15 protein-coding genes are annotated in these 18157 nt (G+C 71.8%); 10 read left to right on the plus strand and 5 right to left on the minus strand.

Annotated elements, in window-relative coordinates; translation table 11 throughout:
- Positions 1-127 precede the first annotated feature (127 nt).
- The 3 genes from AC3WRM_RS16725 to AC3WRM_RS16735 all read left to right on the plus strand — a co-directional run bounded on the left by AC3WRM_RS16725 (position 128) and on the right by AC3WRM_RS16735 (position 3821).
- Positions 128-1909: a choice-of-anchor G family protein gene (locus AC3WRM_RS16725; RefSeq protein WP_492249671.1), complete on the plus strand. Its 1782-nt coding sequence runs from the start codon at positions 128-130 to the stop codon at positions 1907-1909.
- A 77-nt stretch (positions 1910-1986) separates the two neighbouring features.
- Entirely contained in the window at positions 1987-2763 is a 777-nt protein-coding gene (locus AC3WRM_RS16730) for a DUF5819 family protein (protein ID WP_492249670.1), read from the plus strand.
- Complete coding sequence (locus AC3WRM_RS16735; RefSeq protein ID WP_492249669.1) at positions 2760-3821, plus strand: HTTM domain-containing protein; 1062 nt, start codon at positions 2760-2762, stop codon at positions 3819-3821. The genes AC3WRM_RS16730 and AC3WRM_RS16735 overlap by 4 nt, the downstream gene beginning before the upstream one ends.
- On the opposite strand, the gene AC3WRM_RS16740 is transcribed toward AC3WRM_RS16735, so the two are convergent.
- Both AC3WRM_RS16740 and AC3WRM_RS16745 read right to left on the minus strand, forming a co-directional pair.
- A complete protein-coding gene (locus AC3WRM_RS16740; protein WP_492249668.1) occupies positions 3802-5031 on the minus strand; it encodes an MFS transporter in 1230 nt (409 codons plus the stop codon). The two genes, AC3WRM_RS16735 and AC3WRM_RS16740, sit on opposite strands and share 20 nt — an antisense overlap.
- Positions 5028-6986 carry a M13 family metallopeptidase gene (locus AC3WRM_RS16745; RefSeq protein WP_492249696.1) on the minus strand — a complete coding sequence of 653 codons (1959 nt, stop codon included), beginning with the start codon at positions 6984-6986 and terminating at the stop codon, positions 5028-5030. The genes AC3WRM_RS16740 and AC3WRM_RS16745 overlap by 4 nt, the downstream gene beginning before the upstream one ends.
- A 74-nt stretch (positions 6987-7060) precedes the next feature.
- Here AC3WRM_RS16745 and AC3WRM_RS16750 point away from each other — a divergent pair, with 74 nt between their 5' ends.
- On the plus strand, positions 7061-7885 hold the full coding sequence (locus tag AC3WRM_RS16750) for a siderophore-interacting protein (protein WP_492249667.1): 825 nt from the start codon (positions 7061-7063) through the stop codon (positions 7883-7885).
- A gap of 34 nt (positions 7886-7919) precedes the next feature.
- Here the strand turns inward: AC3WRM_RS16750 and AC3WRM_RS16755 are convergent, their stop codons facing one another.
- Entirely contained in the window at positions 7920-9200 is a 1281-nt protein-coding gene (locus AC3WRM_RS16755) for a DUF6716 putative glycosyltransferase (RefSeq protein ID WP_492249666.1), read from the minus strand.
- A 209-nt stretch (positions 9201-9409) separates the two neighbouring features.
- On the opposite strand from AC3WRM_RS16755, the gene AC3WRM_RS16760 reads away from it, so the two are divergent.
- The 3 genes from AC3WRM_RS16760 to AC3WRM_RS16770 are packed head-to-tail and all read left to right on the plus strand — an operon-like array spanning position 9410 to position 12898.
- Complete coding sequence (locus AC3WRM_RS16760; protein ID WP_492249665.1) at positions 9410-10669, plus strand: cytidylyltransferase domain-containing protein; 1260 nt, start codon at positions 9410-9412, stop codon at positions 10667-10669.
- Positions 10662-11555, plus strand: a complete 894-nt coding sequence (locus AC3WRM_RS16765; protein WP_492249664.1) for an N-acetylneuraminate synthase family protein — start codon at positions 10662-10664, stop codon at positions 11553-11555. The genes AC3WRM_RS16760 and AC3WRM_RS16765 overlap by 8 nt, the downstream gene beginning before the upstream one ends.
- The gene (locus AC3WRM_RS16770; RefSeq protein WP_492249663.1) at positions 11552-12898 is read left to right on the plus strand and encodes a DUF6716 putative glycosyltransferase; all 1347 of its coding nucleotides are present in this window, start codon (positions 11552-11554) and stop codon (positions 12896-12898) included. Before AC3WRM_RS16765 ends, AC3WRM_RS16770 begins: the two co-directional genes overlap by 4 nt.
- Positions 12899-12942: 44 nt before the next feature.
- On the opposite strand, the gene rfbB is transcribed toward AC3WRM_RS16770, so the two are convergent.
- Positions 12943-13944 carry a dTDP-glucose 4,6-dehydratase gene (rfbB, locus tag AC3WRM_RS16775; protein WP_492249662.1) on the minus strand — a complete coding sequence of 334 codons (1002 nt, stop codon included), beginning with the start codon at positions 13942-13944 and terminating at the stop codon, positions 12943-12945.
- 138 nt (positions 13945-14082) lie between these two features.
- Here rfbB and AC3WRM_RS16780 point away from each other — a divergent pair, with 138 nt between their 5' ends.
- Positions 14083-14943 (plus strand): ABC transporter permease, encoded by an 861-nt coding sequence (locus tag AC3WRM_RS16780; protein ID WP_067858860.1) that lies wholly within the window; start codon positions 14083-14085, stop codon positions 14941-14943.
- A 23-nt stretch (positions 14944-14966) separates the two neighbouring features.
- Positions 14967-15713: an ABC transporter ATP-binding protein gene (locus tag AC3WRM_RS16785; protein WP_492249661.1), complete on the plus strand. Its 747-nt coding sequence runs from the start codon at positions 14967-14969 to the stop codon at positions 15711-15713.
- Positions 15714-15779: 66 nt separating this feature from the next.
- Here AC3WRM_RS16785 and AC3WRM_RS16790 read toward each other — a convergent pair whose 3' ends face one another.
- Complete coding sequence (locus tag AC3WRM_RS16790) at positions 15780-16787, minus strand: glycosyltransferase family 2 protein (protein ID WP_083516415.1); 1008 nt, start codon at positions 16785-16787, stop codon at positions 15780-15782.
- 160 nt (positions 16788-16947) lie between these two features.
- On the opposite strand from AC3WRM_RS16790, the gene glf reads away from it, so the two are divergent.
- On the plus strand, positions 16948-18105 hold the full coding sequence (gene glf, locus AC3WRM_RS16795) for a UDP-galactopyranose mutase (protein WP_492249660.1): 1158 nt from the start codon (positions 16948-16950) through the stop codon (positions 18103-18105).
- Positions 18106-18157 lie beyond the last annotated feature (52 nt).

The following is an 18157-nucleotide window of genomic DNA, read 5'->3' on the forward strand; positions in this document are numbered from 1 at the left end:
TGACCTGAGATCTGCGTAAGATGTCCCGCAACGACCGCTGAGGCGGGCGTTGCACCGGCCCGCGGTCCGCAGCTCTTCCCCCCAAGACGCGCACCGCAAGACACAGCGACATGGGAGTCACTCCACGATGAACAAGCTCGGCAGGAACACCCTCGCCCTCGGGTTGAGCACCCTGCTCATCACCTCAGCGGCGGCCTTCTCCGCCAACGCGGCCGACGAGACGGAGTCGCACGCGACCAGCCGTTTCCTCAGCGGCACGATCGGCGGCACCAACCTCGACGCCATCGCGGAGCTGGAGGGCACCTCGGCCGACAACCCCGGCGACCCGGGGCCGAACACCAACCCGCTGTCGCTGACGGTGCTGCAGGCCATCCCGATCGACATCCCCGGCGGGATCGACCTCAACCTGGCCGACTTCCTGAGCCCGGGCAACGGCTCGGCCGGCGTCGCCAACCACTACGCGGCAGCCCCCCAGACGAACTCCGCCGCTGCGGCCAGCGGCGCCGTGAACAACACCGGCGCGATCCTGGCTCCCGGCAACGGCGAGTTCCCCTCGAACGCGAAGATCTCGCTCGACGGCGGACTGCTCAACGGCATCAACGACGAGCTCGCAGGCGTCGACCTCTCGCTCGGCGCGCTGTCCAGCTCCGCCGTCATCGACAAGGGCGACCTGACGCGTGACTACCAGATCGGCAGCGCCACGCTGGACGTCAAGGTCCCGCTGCTCGCCGACCTGACCGGTGACCTCGGCACGGCGCTCAACGGCCTGGACGCGGCGAACGACATCACCATCAGCCCGGCCGCGCTCTGCCCGGTGATCGGCAGCACGCTGAACGTCACGACCAGCACGCTGCTCGCGCAGCTCGACAGCCTCGGTCTCGGTGCCGTCGGTGACGCGCTGGAGCCGGTCCTCACGCTCCTCGGCGTCTCGAACGTCAACCTCTGCAACCTCCCGCCGCAGATCGGCGCCATCCTGACGAACGAGACGCTCGCGCAGCTCATCACCGTCCAGATCAAGGGCCTCGGCGACGTCACGAGCGGCATCGCGAACTTCTCCAGCGACGGCGTGGCCGTGGACCTGACGGCGGGCACGATCTCGCTCGACCTCGCGAAGATCCTGCAGGCGGCCGGCGTCGACATCAACAACCTCCCGGCGAACACGGACCTCGTGCAGTACATCACCAGCGACCTGATCGCCGGCAAGATCACGAACGTCCTGAACAACGCGATCGACGACATCGTCACGAACATCGGCAAGGTCAGCCTGCAGGTCACGGTGGCCGGCACGACGGTCATCCCGGAGTCCGACCTCGGTGCGCTCACCGACCCGCTGACGGCGGTCCTCAAGCAGGTCACCGACGCGGTGCAGCAGATCGGCGCGCCGATCGACGACCTCCTCGGCGACCTCGCGCCCGACCTGGCGAAGATCGTCAAGCTGACGGCCAACACGCAGTCGACGTCGACGACGCCCACGCTGTCCGCGGGTGGCGAGGGCGCCGGCATCCTGGCCGCCGCGACCGGCACGTACTACCGCCAGGGCGCGCTCCGCGTCGACCTGCTCGGTGGCCAGCTCGCCAGCGTCGACATCGCCAACGCCGAGGTCGCGCTGACCGCGGCCGACGACACCGACGCGCAGGCCGACACGCAGACCGACGCCGACGCCCAGGCTGACGCCCAGGCCGATGCCCAGGCTGACGCCCAGGCCGACGCCGACGCGATCGCGGACGCCGCGTCCGACGCCCAAGCCGACGCGGTCGCGGACGCCGACGCGCAGGCCGACGCCGACGTGACCACCACGCTGCCCAGCACGGGCGCCCCGAACCTGCTGCCCTTCTGGCTGCTGGGTCTGGGCCTGGTGCTCTTCGGCGCCGCGGTGCTCATCAACGAGCGTCGTCGCATGTCGCTCTGACGCTGCACACCACGACGCCTGCCCGGTGACCGCTCGCGGTCGCCGGGCAGGCGTCTGTCCGGACCTACGATGGAGGCATGGCGGTGGCGGGAGGTGACGCGGACGGTGCACGCCAGGCCGAGCAGGACCGGCGCGACTGGCGCACGACCCTGGTCGTGGCCCTCGCCGTGCTGGCCCTCGCCCACTCCCTGCTGGTCGCGCTCTGGCTCGCGCCGCGCGGACCGGTGCGGGAGGCGGTCGGCGGCTCGCTGCTCGCCAGCTACGTCGACCCCTACTTCCGCCAGTCGTGGGACCTGCTCGAGCCCAGCGCCCAGCGGGTCGACGAGGCGCTCTGGGTGCGCGCGCGGGTGCGCACCGGACCGGAGACCGTGACGGTGACCCCGTGGCTCGACGTCACGAAGGCCGACCTGACCCGGACCCGTGACGACGTCGCGCCGGCTCGCGTGCACCTCGCCGGTCGCCGCCTCGCCACCAACCTCAACAACGCGATGTTCGCGCTCGGCCGGTCGGGCCGCAGGGTCGTGCTCGAGTCGACGGTCGGACGACCGCCGGAGACGCTGCGGGCGGCGCTGCTGTCGGCCGGCGTGCGGGCCGACGACGTCGCCGCGTACGCCGACCTCGACACGATGGCGACCCGCTTCGCGTCGCTGTACACGCAGGCCTACACCGACCGCCGCGTCGTGCAGGTGCAGTACCGCGTCGCCCGTCGGACCGTCCCCCCGCACGCCGACCGCGACGAGCGCCGGGTGTCGTCGGTGCCGTTCGAGTGGTTCGACGCGGGATGGCGTGCTGCCGTCCGGGGCTCGGCGGAGGCACAGTCCGCGTTCGACGGATACCTGGGGGTCGACCGATGAGCACGCTCTGGCGCCTGAGGGACGCGCTGGCAGGCACCCGCCGCTCTGCCGAGCTCTGGCTGACGGGGGAGAGGCACGCGCTGCACGCGGTCGCGCTCGCCCGCATCCTCGTGGGCCTGTCGGTGCTCGGCCTGCTCGTCACCAACTACTCCACGCGCCAGGTGTGGGTGGGCGACGCGTCGGCGTGGGCCGAGCCGGCGCGGGCCGTGAGCCGGTTCCCCGAGGTCTCGCTGCTCGACGGCGTGAGCGGCGACGTCCTCACCGTCGTGTACGTCGTCGTCATGCTGGCGGCGGTGGGGCTGGTCCTCGGCTGGCGGGCCAAGGCCATGACCATCGTCGTCCTGCTCGGCTTCATCGCGGTGACGGCGCAGAACCCGGTGCTCGGGTCCATCGGCGACAACCTCGTGCGGCTGACGCTCCTGTGGATGCTGCTCATGCGCACCGCCGACGTCTGGTCCCTCGACGCCCACCGGCTCGAGCCGCGCGAGAGCGACGACGTGGCACCGGACTGGCTGCGCACGGGGCTGCACAACGTCGGCCTCGTCGGTCTCGGGGCGCAGACGGTGCTGGCCTACCTGGCGGGCGGCCTCGACAAGGTGTCCCAGCCGGTCTGGCAGCAGGGCACCGCCCTGTACACCACGTTGCAGCTGCCCGAGTTCCGCCCGTTCCCCTGGCTCTCGGACCTCCTGTCCAACGGGACGGTGGTGCTCGCGCTGCTCACCTGGACGGTGCTCGCGGTGCAGCTGTTCTTCGCGCCGATGCTGCTGCGCCGCGGCACGCGCAACCTCGTCGCCGGGCTCGCGATCGGGCTCAACGTCCTCTTCGCGGTGGTCCTCGCGACCCCGTGGTCCTCGCTGGCCGTCGTCGCGGTGACCGGCCTCTTCGTCAGCGACGACCGCTGGGCGGCGCTCGGCGAGCGGGTGGCCGACCTCGCGTGGCCGGTGCTCGACCGCACCGCCGACCTTCGCTACGCCGTGGCGGACCGGGTCGCGGACTGGTGGTACGACCACGTCCTCGGCCTGTGGGACCGCGTGCGGTTCACCGTGTTCCGACGCTGACCTGCGTCGCCGCGCGGCGGCCGGCCACGACCAGGAGCACCACGGGCACGACCAGGGTGCCGGCGACGGCGTTCAGCGTCCCGAAGCCCTGCCACGCGACGAGGACACCGGCGAGCAGACCCCCGGCCGCTCCCGAGAGGTTCATCGTCAGGTCGCCCAGTCCCTGGACCAGTGGGCGGACCTCGGGCGGCGTCGAGGCGGTGAGCAGCGCGGCGCCGGCGATCACGGCGGCCGACCAGCCCAGGCCGAGCAGGACCAGCCCGACGGTGATCTGGAGCTGGGAGTCGCCCGACGTGCCCGAGACGACGACGGCCAGCAGCAGCACCAGCTGACCGGCGAGGATGGTGCGGGCCGGCCCCCAGCGATCGGCCAGCCAGCCCATGACCGGGGACAGGGCATACATGCCCGCGATGTGCAGGCTGATCGTCAGGCCGATCACCTCGACCGCAGCGCCGTGGTCCTGCATGTGCACGGGCGTCAGCGCCATGACCGAGACCATGACGGCGTGCGCGAGGGCGATGGTGACGACGGCCGTGCGGGTCTCGCCGCGCACGTGGGGGAGCGCGGACCGCACGCGCGGCACCGCGACCTCCATGCCGTCACGACGGGTGGGCGGCAGCGGGTCGGGTCGCAGGAGCAGGAGGTTCATCAGACCGGCCACGAGGAACGCCACGCACGCGAAGACCATGGTGCCGGCCAGGTCCGGCACGCCGAGGGCGCGGGCGGTGGACGTGCCCGGGCCGGTGAGGTTGGGGCCGAGCACCGCGCCGACCGTCGTCGCCCAGGTGACCAGCGAGAGCGAGCGGCCGACCTGGTGGGCGGCGGCGAGGTCCGTGGCGGCGAAGCGCGACTGCAGCGTCGCCGCCGTGCTCACGCCGCACAGCAGCAGGCCAACCAGCACGAGCAGGAGGGTGTCGGCGGTGGCCCCCAGCACCACGATCGCTGCGCCGGCCGCGCCGAGGAACCAGCCCACCGTCAGCGCGGGCCGGCGTCCGGCGCGGACGGCGAGGGTCGCCAGCGGCACCGTCGCGATCGCCGCGCCGAGGGTCAGCATCACGGTGGCCATGCCGGCCCAGCCTGACGACCCCGACACCTCGCGCAGCAGCAGCACGCCGACCGCGAGTCCGGCACCGCTGCCGATCCCGCCGACGACCTGCACGACCACCAGCACCCGCAGGACGCGGCGCTGCGCGACCTCCGCCGCCGTCACGAGGCCCAGATGGTGACGCGGTCCTCCGGGGCGAGCCACAGGGCGTCGTCGGGGGTGGTGTCGAACGCCTCGTGGAAGGCGTCGATGTTGCGCACCACCTGGTTGCAGCGGAACTCCGGCGGCGAGTGGGGGTCGACGGTGAGCCGACGCACGGTCTCGGCCGGGCGCACCTTGGCCTGCCACGCCTGCGCCCAGGAGATGAAGAAGCGCTGGTCGCCCGTGAGTCCGTCGATCGTCGGCGCCTCGCCGCCCGTGGCGATCCGGTACGCCTGGTAGGCGATGCCCAGGCCGCCGAGGTCGCCGATGTTCTCGCCGATGGTCAGCTCGCCGTTGACCTTCTGACCGTCCGCGCCCTCGGGGGAGAGGGCCGAGTACTGCGCGACGAGGGCGGTCGTGAGCGTCTCGAACGCCGAGCGGTCCTCGTCGGTCCACCAGTTGCGGAGCGCGCCGGTGCCGTCGTAGTGGCTGCCCTGGTCGTCGAAGCCGTGGCCGATCTCGTGACCGATCACCGCGCCGATGGCGCCGTAGTTGACGGCGTCGTCGGCGTCGGGGTGGAAGAACGGAGGCTGCAGGATGGCCGCGGGGAACACGATCTCGTTCATCGTGGGGTTGTAGTACGCGTTCACCGTCTGCGGCGTCATGTACCACTCGTCGCGGTCGATGGGACGGCCGATCTTCGCGAGCTCGCGGTCCATCGAGACCGTCAGCGAGCGGCGGGCGTTGCCCAGGAGGTCCGTCGGGTCGGTCTCGAGCGCGGAGTAGTCCTTGAAGCGCTCGGGGTGGCCCACCTTCGGCGTGAACGCGTCGAGCTTGGCCAGCGCCTCGGTCCGTGTCGCCTCGCTCATCCAGGGCAGGGCGCTGATGCTGCGGCGGTAGGCCTCGACGAGGTGGGCGATGAGGTCGTCCATCCGCTCCTTCGCGGTGGGTGGGTACTCGGTGCGCACGTAGATGCGGCCGATCGCCTCGCCCATCGCGGACTCCACGAAGCCCACGCCGCGCTTCCAGCGCGGCCGCAGCTCGTCGGTGCCGCTCAGGGTGCGGCCGTAGAACGCGAAGTTCTCCTCCACGAAGGCGGCCGGGAGGTAGGGAGCGGCGGCGTGCAGCACCTGCCAGCGCAGCCAGTCGCGCCACGCGGGGAGGTGCTCGACCGTCAGGAGCCCGGCGAGGCCCTCGAGGTAGGACGGCTGCGACACGACGGCCTCGTCGAGCACCGAGGCCGGGATGTCGGCGGCCGTGCTCCACGTGGTCAGGTCGAGTGGACCGAGCAGCGCCTGCAGGCCGTCGCGGTCGACGAGGTTGTAGGTGCGCTGCGCGTCGCGGCACGCGACCCGGTCCCAGTGGTGCGCCGCGACCTGGGTCTCGAGGTCGAGCACGCGGGCCGCACGGTCGGCGGGCGACTCGAAGCCCCCGAGGTCGAACATCCGCTCCAGGTGGTCGCGGTAGGCGGCGCGGACCTGGGCGGTCTCGTCGGTGCGGTAGTAGGACTCGTCGGGCAGGCCCAGTCCGCTCTGCACCACGTGCGTGACGTACCGCTCGGGGTTGCCGCGGTCGGGGGCGACGTACAGGCCGACGACGCTGGCGACACCGGAACGCTCCAGGTGGCCCAGCACCTCCACGAACGTCGGAACGTCGGCGATGCCGTCGATGCGGTGCAGGTCGTCCTGCAGCGGCTCGGTGCCGAGCGCGTCGATGCGGTCGGTGTCCATGAAGCTGGCGTAGAGCTCACCGATCTTGCGCTCGTCGGCGTCGAGGTCGGCGGCCGGGTCGTCGAGCGCGTCGCGGCACGACTCGACGATGCCGCGCACGACGCGCTCGGACTCGTCGACCAGCGTCACGAAGGCGCCCGCGGTCGCGCGGTCGGGCTGGATGGGCGCGTCGCGCAGCCACGGCCCGTTCACGTGCCGGAAGAGGTCGTCCTGGGGGCGGGTCGCGGGGTCGAACGCGGACGTGTCGATCGCCGGACCAGCCGGCGCGGGGAGGGAATCGGTGGACGGGGCGCTGGCATCGGTCACCTGGATAGGCTACCTGCGTGTCCCCGTCGCACCCCGCCCATCTGACCGTGCTCGACGTGCAGGACGTCGGGCCGCACCTGCGCCGCCTCGTCCTCGGCGACGGCGACGTCGCGCGCGGGTTCGACGCGCTCGCGGCCGGGTGGTCCGGGTGGGCCGACTCCTACGTCAAGCTCGTCTTCCTGGCCGACGGCGTCACGTACCCCGACCCCCTCGACCTCGAGCAGGTGCGGGCGACCCTGCCGAGCGACGTCTGGCCGGTGCTGCGCACCTACACGGTCCGCCGGCTCGACCTCGACGCGCGCGAGCTGTGGGTCGACGTGGTGCTGCACGGCGACGCGGGCGTGGCCGGCCCCTGGGCGGCCCAGGTCCGCCCCGGCGCGACCATCCACGTCCGGGGCCCCGGCGGCGCCTACGCACCCGATCCCGGTGCCGACCACCACCTCCTCGTCGGCGACGAGTCCGCGCTGCCCGCCATCGCCGCGACCCTGGAGACCCTGCCCGCCGGCGCCCGCGCGACGGTGTTCTGCGAGGTCGACGGCCCCGACGACGAGCTCGTGGTGGAGTCCGTCGCCGACGTCGACCTGCGCTGGCTGCACCGCGGCGAGGCGCAGGCCGGCACGACGACGCTGCTCGACGACGCCGTCCGGGCCTGGCCGTGGCCCGAGGGCCGGGTCCAGGCGTTCGTGCACGGGGAGTCGCGGCTGCTGAAGACCGTGCGTCCGTACGTCCGCGAGCGTGTCGCCCGAGGCGACCTGTCGGTGTCCGCGTACTGGCGGCTCGGCGCGACGGAGGAGGGGTTCCGACGCTGGAAGGCGGAGCAGCGCGCCGTCGACCCCGGCTGAGCCGCTCGTCTCAGCCCAGCGGGCGGTGCTCGTCTCAGCCCAGCGGGCGGTGCTCCCGCCACCAGCGTCGGACCGGCTTCTGCACGGCCGGGGGCACCCACTCGAACCCGACGTGGACGGCCGCGCCCTTCGCGAGTCCGTGGGTGCGCGTGCGTCGCTCCCAGGCCGTCGGCGGCGCGGGCCGCCCACCCGCGCGCTGGGCGCGGTGCAGCTCCAGGGCGCTGCGCAGGTAGGCCGAGCGCAGCGCGTCGCGCGAGGGTCGCTCGCCCGACGCGAGCAGCTCCTCCACCCGGTCCACCACGGCCACGGCCGGTGCCACCTCGCGTCCGCCGAACCAGCTGTCGACCCAGTCGGGGTCGGGGACGCCGAGGTCGTCGGCGTCCACCTGGTCGAACGTGCGCAGCAGCCCGGAGTCGAGGAGCACGTGGTTGCCCAGCCGCTCGTGCACCCCGAGGTCGAGCACGAGGGCGACCCGACGCCCGCGGTCCACGGCCTCCAGGCAGGCCGTCGAGGACACCGTCACGAGCAGGTCGGCCTCCTCCAGCAGCTCCGGGACGGGGCGGTAGGTGACGGAGAAGTTCGGGGGCAGGTCGTCCTGGGCGAGCAGGTCCTCGGGGTGGTGGTGCATCCGGTGGAAGGTGCCCTCGCCGCGTCGGTGACGCGGCTTGAGCAGCACCTGGCGGTCCGGGTGGCGGTGGGCGTGCTCGACCAGCCGCCGGTACAGGTGCAGCCGGTCCACGGGACCGGCCGGGACGGTGGGCTGGTCGGCGAACAGCACCGTGCGCACGGGTCCGGTCCGCTGCGGTGCGGGCGAGGTGCTGAGGATGGGCAGTCCGGTGAGCAGCAGGTTCCCCGGGGCGATGTCGAGCCGCGAGGCCACGTGCAGGAAGTGCTCGAGCTCGTGGCGCGCGTTCACCGCCACGACGTCGGCCGCGCACCGGTCGAGGTAGCCGGCGGTGATCTTCTCGATGATGACGCCCACCCAGCCGGCGACCACGACCGGGCGCGGCCCGTCGCCCGTCGCCTCGGCGAGGTCGAGGGTGAAGCGGTGCACGTAGGGTCCCGAGAGCGCGAAGACCACCACGTCGTGGGTCTGCGCCAGCGTGACCAGGTCGTCGTCGGGGACCACCTCCACGGTGTCGACGCCCGTCGCCGCGATCTGCGCGGGTGACAGCGTGGCCATGCTGCGGGGGGCCACCACCCGGACCTGGAAGCCGCGGTCGCGCAGCTGCGTCCAGAGCGCCGCGGCCCACTTGAGCTGGGAGTCGAACGCCGCGACGACGAGCGCGGTGGGGGAGTCTGTGGTGTCGTGCACGTAGGCACGCTAGCCCCGGCGACGGCGCTGCTCCGAGGCCGAGCAGCCCCCTGGGACCACTGTTGTCCGGGGGTTCGTCGGTGCTTCACCGGATGTCCACCGGCTCGTCCCCCAACCCTCTTGACGGGGTCGGGACGCCACGCGACGTTCGCCGAACCTGCCCTGTTCGTTCACCTGCGCGTCGGGCCGGCTCCCTAACGTCTCGTCCTATGACCCTCCACCACCCCCTGCCCGTGCGCCGTCGTGCGGACCCGGGCGACGCCAGCGTGTGCGCCATCGTCCCGGCACGCGGTGGGTCCCGGGGCGTCCCGCGCAAGAACCTGCGTCCCGTCGGTGGCGAGCCGCTCGTCGTGCGGGCCGTCCGCACCCTGCGCGCGGTCGACGGCATCGACCACGTCGTCGTCACCACCGACGACGCCGAGATCGCGTACGCGTCGCGCTCCGCGGGTGCCCGCACCGTCGACCGGCCGCAGCAGATCGCCGGCGACACCGCCAGCTCGGAGTCGGCGGTCGCCCACGCGCTCGACCACCTCGAGTCGATCGGCCGGCTCCCCGACGTCGTCGTGTTCGCGCAGGCCACCAGCCCGTTCGTCGACCCGGCCCGGGTGGCGGAGGCCGTGGCACTGGTCCGCGACGGCGATCACGACGTGGCGTTCAGCGTCGTGCGCACCCACGCGCACCTGTGGCGGCACGGCGAGCACGGCCCCGAGGGCGTCAACCACGACATGCACCGTCGGCAGCGCCGCCAGGACATGGAGCCGCAGTTCCAGGAGACCGGCGCCTTCTACGTCATGCGCACCGAGGGCTTCCGCCGGCACGGCCACCGCTTCTTCGGTCGGGTCGCGATGGTCGAGGTCGACCAGGCCGACGCGCTCGAGATCGACACCGAGCAGGACCTGCGCCTCGCCGAGGAGCTGCTGCAGCACCGGCGCGCGGTCGGCTCCGACCCGTCGGCGTCGCCGATCGCTGCACACGTGGTGGTCACGGCCTTCGACGGCGTGCACACCGACGGCCGGGTCGCGCTGGACGCCCACGGCCGGGAGACGGCCCTCGTGTACCGCGCCGACGGCGAGGGCGTCGAGCGGCTCCTGCGCTCCGACCGGCCCGTCGTCGTGCTGACCGACGGCCCCGACCCCGTCGCGGCACGCCGCGCCCAGGCCCTCGGTGCCCAGCACCTGGAGGGCACCCCCGACAAGCTCACGGCCCTGCGCACGTGGGCGCGCGAGCACGACGTCGCGCTGCAGGACATCGCCTACCTGGGCCACGACGTCACCGACGTCGAGGTCCTGGCTGCCGTGGGCTGGCCGGTCGCACCGGCCGACGCCCACCCCGCCTGCCGGGTCGCCGCACGTCACGTGCTGCGACGACCCGGTGGGCAGGGCGCGGTGCGCGAGCTCGCGGACCGCGTGCTCGCGGCGAAGGACTCGTCCGTCAAGGACACGACACAGGAGGGACCGGATCATGGCTGAATGGGTGAAGATCGGCGACGCGATCGTCGGACGGAGGCGTCCCACGTACGTCATCGGCGAGATCGGCATCAACCACAACGGTGACGTCGAGGTGGCCAAGGAGCTCATCGACGTCGCCGCCCGCGCGGGTGCGCAGGCCGTCAAGTTCCAGAAGCGGACCCCGCACATCTCGACGCCCGAGGACATGCGTCACGTCGTCCGGCAGACGCCGTGGGGCGAGATGACCTACCTCGACTACCGCTACCGCGTCGAGTTCGAGGCCGAGCAGTACGCGGAGGTCGCGGCGCACGCCGCCGACCGCGGCATCGACTGGTTCGCCTCGCCGTGGGACGTGCCCGCCGTGGAGTTCCTCGAGTCGCTCGACGTCTCGTGCCACAAGGTGGCCTCGGCCTCCGTGACGGACCTGGAGATGCTGGCCGCCCTGCACGAGACGGGCAAGCCGATCATCCTCTCCACCGGCATGAGCACGCTCGAGCAGATCGACCGCGCGGTCGAGGTGCTCGACACCGACCAGCTCGTCATCCTGCACGCGACGTCGACGTACCCGCTGCCGGCCGAGGAGGCCAACCTGCGGACCATCCACACGCTGCAGGAGCGCTACGGCGTCCCCGTCGGGTACTCGGGCCACGAGACCGGCCTGGAGATCTCCGTCGCGGCCGTCGCGCTCGGCGCCGTCGCGGTCGAGCGGCACATCACGCTCGACAACGCGATGTGGGGCTCCGACCAGGCGGCGAGCCTGGAGCCGCAGCCGTTCATCGACCTCGTCCGCGACATCCGCACCGTCGAGCTCGCGCTCGGCGACGGCGTCAAGCGGGTCATGCCGGGCGAGCACAAGCCGATGGCTCGTCTGCGGCGCCACACGGACGCGGTCATCGCCGCCTCGTGAACCAGGCCGACGTCGTCCGGGTCCTGGTCCTCTGCGACACCGACTCCTACGTCAAGTGGGGTGCGGCGCTGGGGGACCGGTTCCCGGACGACTGGCGCGTGGACCTGGTGGTCGCGCGCAGCACGGCGGCACCGAGCGCGTCGCAGCTCGCCGACGCACTCGCCGGGACCGCGGCGGCCGGCAGCACGCCGGACGTGGTCGGCCTCGCCGACCTGCGGCGGCGCCTGGTGTCCGAGCGCCCCGACGTGCTCGTCCTGTCGGCGCGCGGCTGGACCGTGCAGGCCGCCACGTCGGTCGTCGACAACGTGCCGGACCGCCCGGTGATCGTCACCGGTCTCCCGGGCGTGGGCGTGCCCGTGCTGCCCTACGGGCTCGGCTTCCGGCGCGCTGCCGACGTGTTCGTCGTGCACAGCCGACGTGAGCTCAGGGAGTTCCGCCACGCGAGCCGACGTCTCGAGCTGCCCGACCGGTTCGAGCTCGGGCACCTGCCGTACCTGGGGCGCTCGACGCTGGACGAGCCGGTGCCGTCGCGCGTCGACGGACCGGTCGTCTTCGCGGCGCAGGCGCTCGTGCCCGCGACAGCCGCCGAGCGCACGCACCTTGTCGCCCGGCTCGCCGACGCCGCTCGCGCGCACCCGGACCGCGAGGTCGTCATCAAGGTGCGCGCCCGCCGCGGCGAGGCGCAGACCCACCACGAGCAGGTGCCGCTGGAGGACCTCGTCGAGGCGCTCGCGGACCGCCCCCCGAACCTGGTCGTGCGCACGGGCCCCATGCACGAGCACCTGGCGGGCGCCGGGGCCTTCGTGACGGTCAGCTCCACGGCGCTGCTCGAGGCGGTCGCGTGCGGGGTGCCCGCGGTCGCCCTCGACGACTTCGGCGTCGGCGTCGAGCAGATCAACCTCGCCCTGCAGGGCAGCGGGCTGCTCGGCTCGCTCGACGACGTGGTGGCGGGCCGCTTCGCCCACGCCGACCCGGCATGGTGCGTCGACAACTACTTCCACGACCCCGCCGAGGACACTTGGGTCGACCGGGTCCGTGTGCTCGTCGAGCAGCGGCGGTCCGACGGCCTGCCGGCGTACCCCGAGCTGCCCGGGTCGTGGCGCGACGGGTTCCGGCGCGTCCTCTACCGGCACTTCGCGTTCACGGACGGCACCGAGCGCACCACGCTGCTCGCGACCGTCGAGCACCGGGTGGCCGGTGCCGCGCTGTGGCTCACGCAGCGGCGGGGTCGGCTGCTGCGGCTCGTGCGTCCCGACGTGCGTGGGGGAGCGGCGCAGACGTTCGCCGCGGAGAACAGCGCCACCGCGCCGCAGGCCGAGGACGTGCGCACCCCCACGTCCTGACGCTCGAGGGGCGCCGGCAGCGGCCCGGGCCGGGCCGGGTCGGGTCAGACGTGGCCGAGCTCGCGGTAGCGGGCCTCGGTGGCGTCCTTCTGCGGCCGCCACCACGACTCGTTCTCGCGGTACCAGTCGATCGTCGCGGCCAGGCCCCGCTCGAAGTCCGTGTACCGGGGCGTCCAGCCGAGCTCGGTGCGCAGCTTGGTCGAGTCGATCGCGTAGCGCAGGTCGTGCCCGGCGCGGTCGGTCACGTGGTCGTAGGCGTCCGACGGCAGACCCATCAGCGTGAGGATCAGCTCCACGACCTCGCGGTTGCTGCGCTCGCCGTCGGCACCGACCAGGTAGGTCTCGCCGATCCGTCCGTGCCGCAGGATCTCCAGGACGGCGCTGCTGTGGTCGTCGGCGTGGATCCAGTCCCGCACGTTCAGGCCCCGGCCGTACAGCTTGGCCCGGCCGCCGTCGAGGAGGTTCGTCACCTGCCGCGGGATGAACTTCTCGACGTGCTGGCGCGGACCGTAGTTGTTGGAGCAGTTGCTCAGCGTCGCCCGGACCCCGAACGAGCGCACCCAGGCCCGCACCAGCAGGTCGGACCCGGCCTTGGTCGCCGAGTAGGGGCTCGAGGGGTTGTACGGCGTGGACTCCGTGAACCGCTCGGGGTCGTCGAGCTCGAGGTCGCCGTACACCTCGTCGGTCGAGATGTGGTGCAGCCGGACGTCGTGACGACGCGCCGCCTCGAGCAGCGTGAACGTGCCGACGAGGTTCGTCGTGACGAAGGGGCTCGGGTCGGACAGCGAGTTGTCGTTGTGCGACTCGGCCGCGAAGTGCACCACCGCGTCGGCCTGGCCGACGAGCCGGCCGACCAGCCCCGCATCGGCGACGTCGCCCACCACGAGCCCGACGCGCGCCTCGGGGAGCCCGGCGAGGGACTCGCGGTGACCGGCGTAGCCGAGGTGGTCGAGCACCGTCACCGAGAGGTCGGTGTGGGCCACGACGTGGTGGACGAAGTTGGAGCCGATGAAACCCGCACCGCCGGTGACGAGGAGCTGCCGCATGGGCCGAGCGTACCGACTGGTGTCCCCGGGGAGGGCCCGGTCGGGGCGGCCGGTCGAGCCACGGCGTCGGGACCCGCACGCTACGATGCCGAGGGCGGAGGCTCCGCCCGTTCCCGAGTCGAAGGACCGCCCACCGCCGTGACCACGCTTGACCTGAGCGAGTTCCGCACCCCCGGCCGGGGCCGCGGGATCCTCGACGTCTTCACCTGGCGCTACCTGCTCCGTCTCCTCGTCCGCAAGGGCACGCAGACCCGGTACCGCAACTCCGTCCTCGGGTGGACCTGGTCCTACGTCAAGCCCGCGTTCCAGTTCGGCGTGTTCTTCGTGGTCATGGGCCTGTTCCTCGGGCTCAACCGCGGTGTCGACAACTTCGCCGTCTACCTCTTCAGCGGCATCGTCGTCATCAACTTCTTCAACGAGGGCTTCGGCAACGCCACGCGCTCGATCCTGGAGAACGGCGCCCTGGTGCAGAAGATCTACCTGCCGCGCGAGCTGTTCCCGATCGCCGCGATCATCGTGGCCTTCGTGCACTTCGTGCCCCAGGCCGTCATCCTGCTCATCGCCTGCCTCTTCCTCGGCTGGACGCCGTCGGTCAGCGGCGTGCTGGCGATCGCGCTCGGGCTGGTCATCATCGCCGCGCTGTCGCTCGGGCTCGGGATGCTGTTCGGCGCCGTCAACGTGTCCTTCCGTGACGCGCAGAACGTGGTCGAGCTGATCCAGATGCTCTCCACCTGGGCCGCCCCGGTGCTCTACACGTGGCAGTTCGTGCGCGACGCCGTGCCACGCTGGCTCTTCGACCTCTACATGGCCAACCCGCTGACGGCCGCCGTCGAGCTGTTCCACGCCGGCATGTGGTTCCCGACCTCCGACGGGAAGATCCCGCACCCCGAGCACCTCTGGACCAACGCGTTCATCGCGCTCGGCATCTGCGTCGTCTTCCTCGTCATCGGTCAGATGGTCTTCCGCCGCTTCGAGCGCCGATTCGCCCAGGAGCTGTGATGTCCCAGGAGACGACGTCGTCCATGCCCAGCGACACCGCCGTGCAGGCCCGCCCCAGCATCATCGTCGACCACGTCAGCAAGCAGTTCCTGCTGCGTCGTGCGCACGCCTTCAAGGAGGCGTTCGTCGGCTGGGTACGCGGCAAGGACGTCTCGAGCGAGAAGTTCCTCGCCCTCGACGACGTCTCGTTCACCATCCGCGAGGGCGAGTCCGTCGCGCTGCTCGGCTTCAACGGCTCGGGCAAGTCGACCATGCTCAAGCTCATCTCCGGCGTGATGGAGCCCGACCGAGGGTCGGTGCTCGTGCGCGGCCGCCTCGCGGGGCTCATCGAGGTCGGCGCGGGCTTCCACCCCGACCTCACCGGCCGGGAGAACGTGTACCTGAACGCCGCGATCCTCGGCATGCAGAAGGACGAGATCGACGCCCGCTACGACGACATCATCGCCTTCAGCGAGGTGGAGCGGTTCATCGACCAGGAGGTCAAGCACTACTCCTCGGGCATGTTCATGCGTCTGGCGTTCTCGGTGGCCATCCACTGCGAGCTCGACATCCTGCTCGTCGACGAGGTGCTGTCCGTCGGCGACGCACCGTTCCAGGCCAAGTGCCGCGCCAAGATCGAGGAGCTCTCCCGCGAGGGCAAGACGATGGTGATCGTCAGCCACGACCAGGACATGGTGCGTCAGGTCTGCGACCGCGGCATCGTGATCCGCCAGGGCAAGCAGGTGTACGACGGACCCATCGAGCCCGCCATCGACGCCATGATGGCCTGACGGCCGCTTCGCAGCGCGACGTCCGGCAGCGCGACGTGACGTCGCACGGCAGCTGGAGAGCCGCGCTCAGTCGTGGTGCAGACCGCGCGGGCTGACGTGCACCTCGTCGGGACGGTGCGGGTCCAGCAGGCGCTCGTCGGCGTACTGCACCAGCTTGATGCGCTCCATGGCGTCCTCCAGCAGCACGCGGTTGGTCCGCAGCATGTCGGAGATGACGAGCAGCGCGACGCACAGCAGCGCCGCGACGAGCATGCCGACGCCGAACACGAGCGACTGGATGTTGCCCGAGCCCGCACCCTGCAGGTAGAGCACGAGGAACCGCACGAACGGGATCGCCGCGGCCAGCGAGAACACCAGCGCGAGCGTCGTGAACACCGCGTACGGCTTGAACATGATGTAGCTGCGGATGATGGCCTGCCCCGAGCGGGCCATGTGCTGGAAGATGTTGGAGAACAGCCGCGACTCGCGGGTCTTCGGGTTCGTCCGGATCGGCACGCTCGCGATGCGCAGCCGCTTGTTGCCGGCCTGGATGATCGTCTCCATGCAGTAGCTGAACTGCGTGACGACGTTGAGCCGGATCAGCGACTCGCGCGAGTACGCGCGGAACCCGCTGGCGGCGTCGGGCAGGTCGGTCTCGGCCGCGTAGTTGACCACCTTGCTGCCGAAGGACTGCATGACCTTCTTGAACGGCGAGAAGTGCTCGATGGTCTTCGTCTGCCGGTCGCCGATCGCGATGTCGGCCTCGCCGCGCAGCAGCGGCTGCACGAGCTCGGCGATGCTCTGCTGCGGGTACTGGTTGTCGCCGTCGGTGTTGACGACGATGTCCGCGCCGTGCTGCAGCGCGTAGTCGACGCCGTCGCGGAAGGACCGCGCCAGGCCCATGTTGCGGGTGTGGAACACGAAGTGCTGGACGCCGTGCTCGCGGGCGACCTCGACCGTGCGGTCGCTGGAGCCGTCGTCGATGACGAGCACGAAGATCTCGTCGATGCCGTCGATCTGCTGCGGGATCGACGAGAGGACGAGGGGGAGGGTCGCCTCCTCGTTGAGGCAGGGGACCTGCACGAACAGTCGCATGAGTTCCTTCCAGGACGCCGTGGGACGGCCCGGACGATCCTACCGGCCGGAGCACGCCGGTCCAGCCTGCGGGGCGCTGGCGCGGCGCGTCACGCGGGTCGGACGGCGTCGGCAGCCGGGTAGACTGCAGCGTCCCTCGCCACCAACGCAAGGAGTGCACATGGACGCCGACCTCGTGGTCGTCGGATCGGGATTCTTCGGACTGACCATCGCCGAGCGGGTCGCCCGTGAGCTGGGTCGCAAGGTCGTCGTCATCGACCGACGCGACCACGTCGGCGGCAACGCCTACTCCGAGGACGACCCGGAGACCGGGATCGAGGTGCACCGCTACGGCGCCCACCTCTTCCACACCTCCAACGAGACGGTGTGGGAGTACGTCAACCGGTTCACGACCTTCACCGGCTACCAGCACCGCGTGTACACGAACCACGCCGGTGTCGTGTACCCACTGCCCATCAACCTGGGCACCATCAACCAGTTCTTCTCGGCCGCCTACTCGCCCGACGAGGCGCGTGCCGTGATCGCCGAGCAGGCCGGGGAGTTCGACACAGCGTCGGCGGCGAACCTCGAGGAGAAGGCCATCTCGCTGATCGGCCGCCCGCTCTACGAGGCGTTCATCCGCGACTACACGGCCAAGCAGTGGCAGACCGACCCCACGCAGCTGCCCGCGGAGATCATCACCCGCCTGCCCGTGCGGTACACGTACGACAACCGCTACTTCAACGACACCCACGAGGGCCTGCCGACCCAGGGCTACACGCGCTGGCTCGAGAACATGGCCGACCACCCGAACATCGAGGTGCGCCTCGGCGTCGACTTCTTCGACGCCGACCAGCCGATCAGCAAGGCCTCGACCGTCGGGCAGGTGCCGGTCGTCTACACCGGTGCCGTCGACCGCTACTTCGACTACGCCGAGGGCGAGCTCTCGTGGCGCACGCTCGACTTCGAGCGCGAGGTGCTGCCCACGGGCGACTTCCAGGGCACGTCGGTGATGAACTACCCGGACTCGCAGTACCCGTACACGCGCATCCACGAGTTCCGCCACTTCCACCCCGAGCGCACGTCCTACCCCGACGACAAGACCGTGATCATGCGGGAGTTCTCGCGGTTCGCCGAGCGCACGGACGAGCCCTACTACCCGGTCAACACCGACGCCGACCGTGAGCGGCTGCTGGCCTACCGCACCCTCACGGAGGGGGAGCAGGACGTCTTCTTCGGCGGCCGGCTCGGCACCTACCAGTACCTCGACATGCACATGGCCATCGGCTCCGCGCTGTCGATGTTCCGCAACCAGGTCGGGCCGCTGCTCGGCGCCTGAGACTGCGAGCAGCACCGACGACGACGCCCTCGTCGCGACCACGGTCGCGACG

Source organism: Aeromicrobium sp. EU05-FHT14F07 (genome assembly GCF_058790455.1).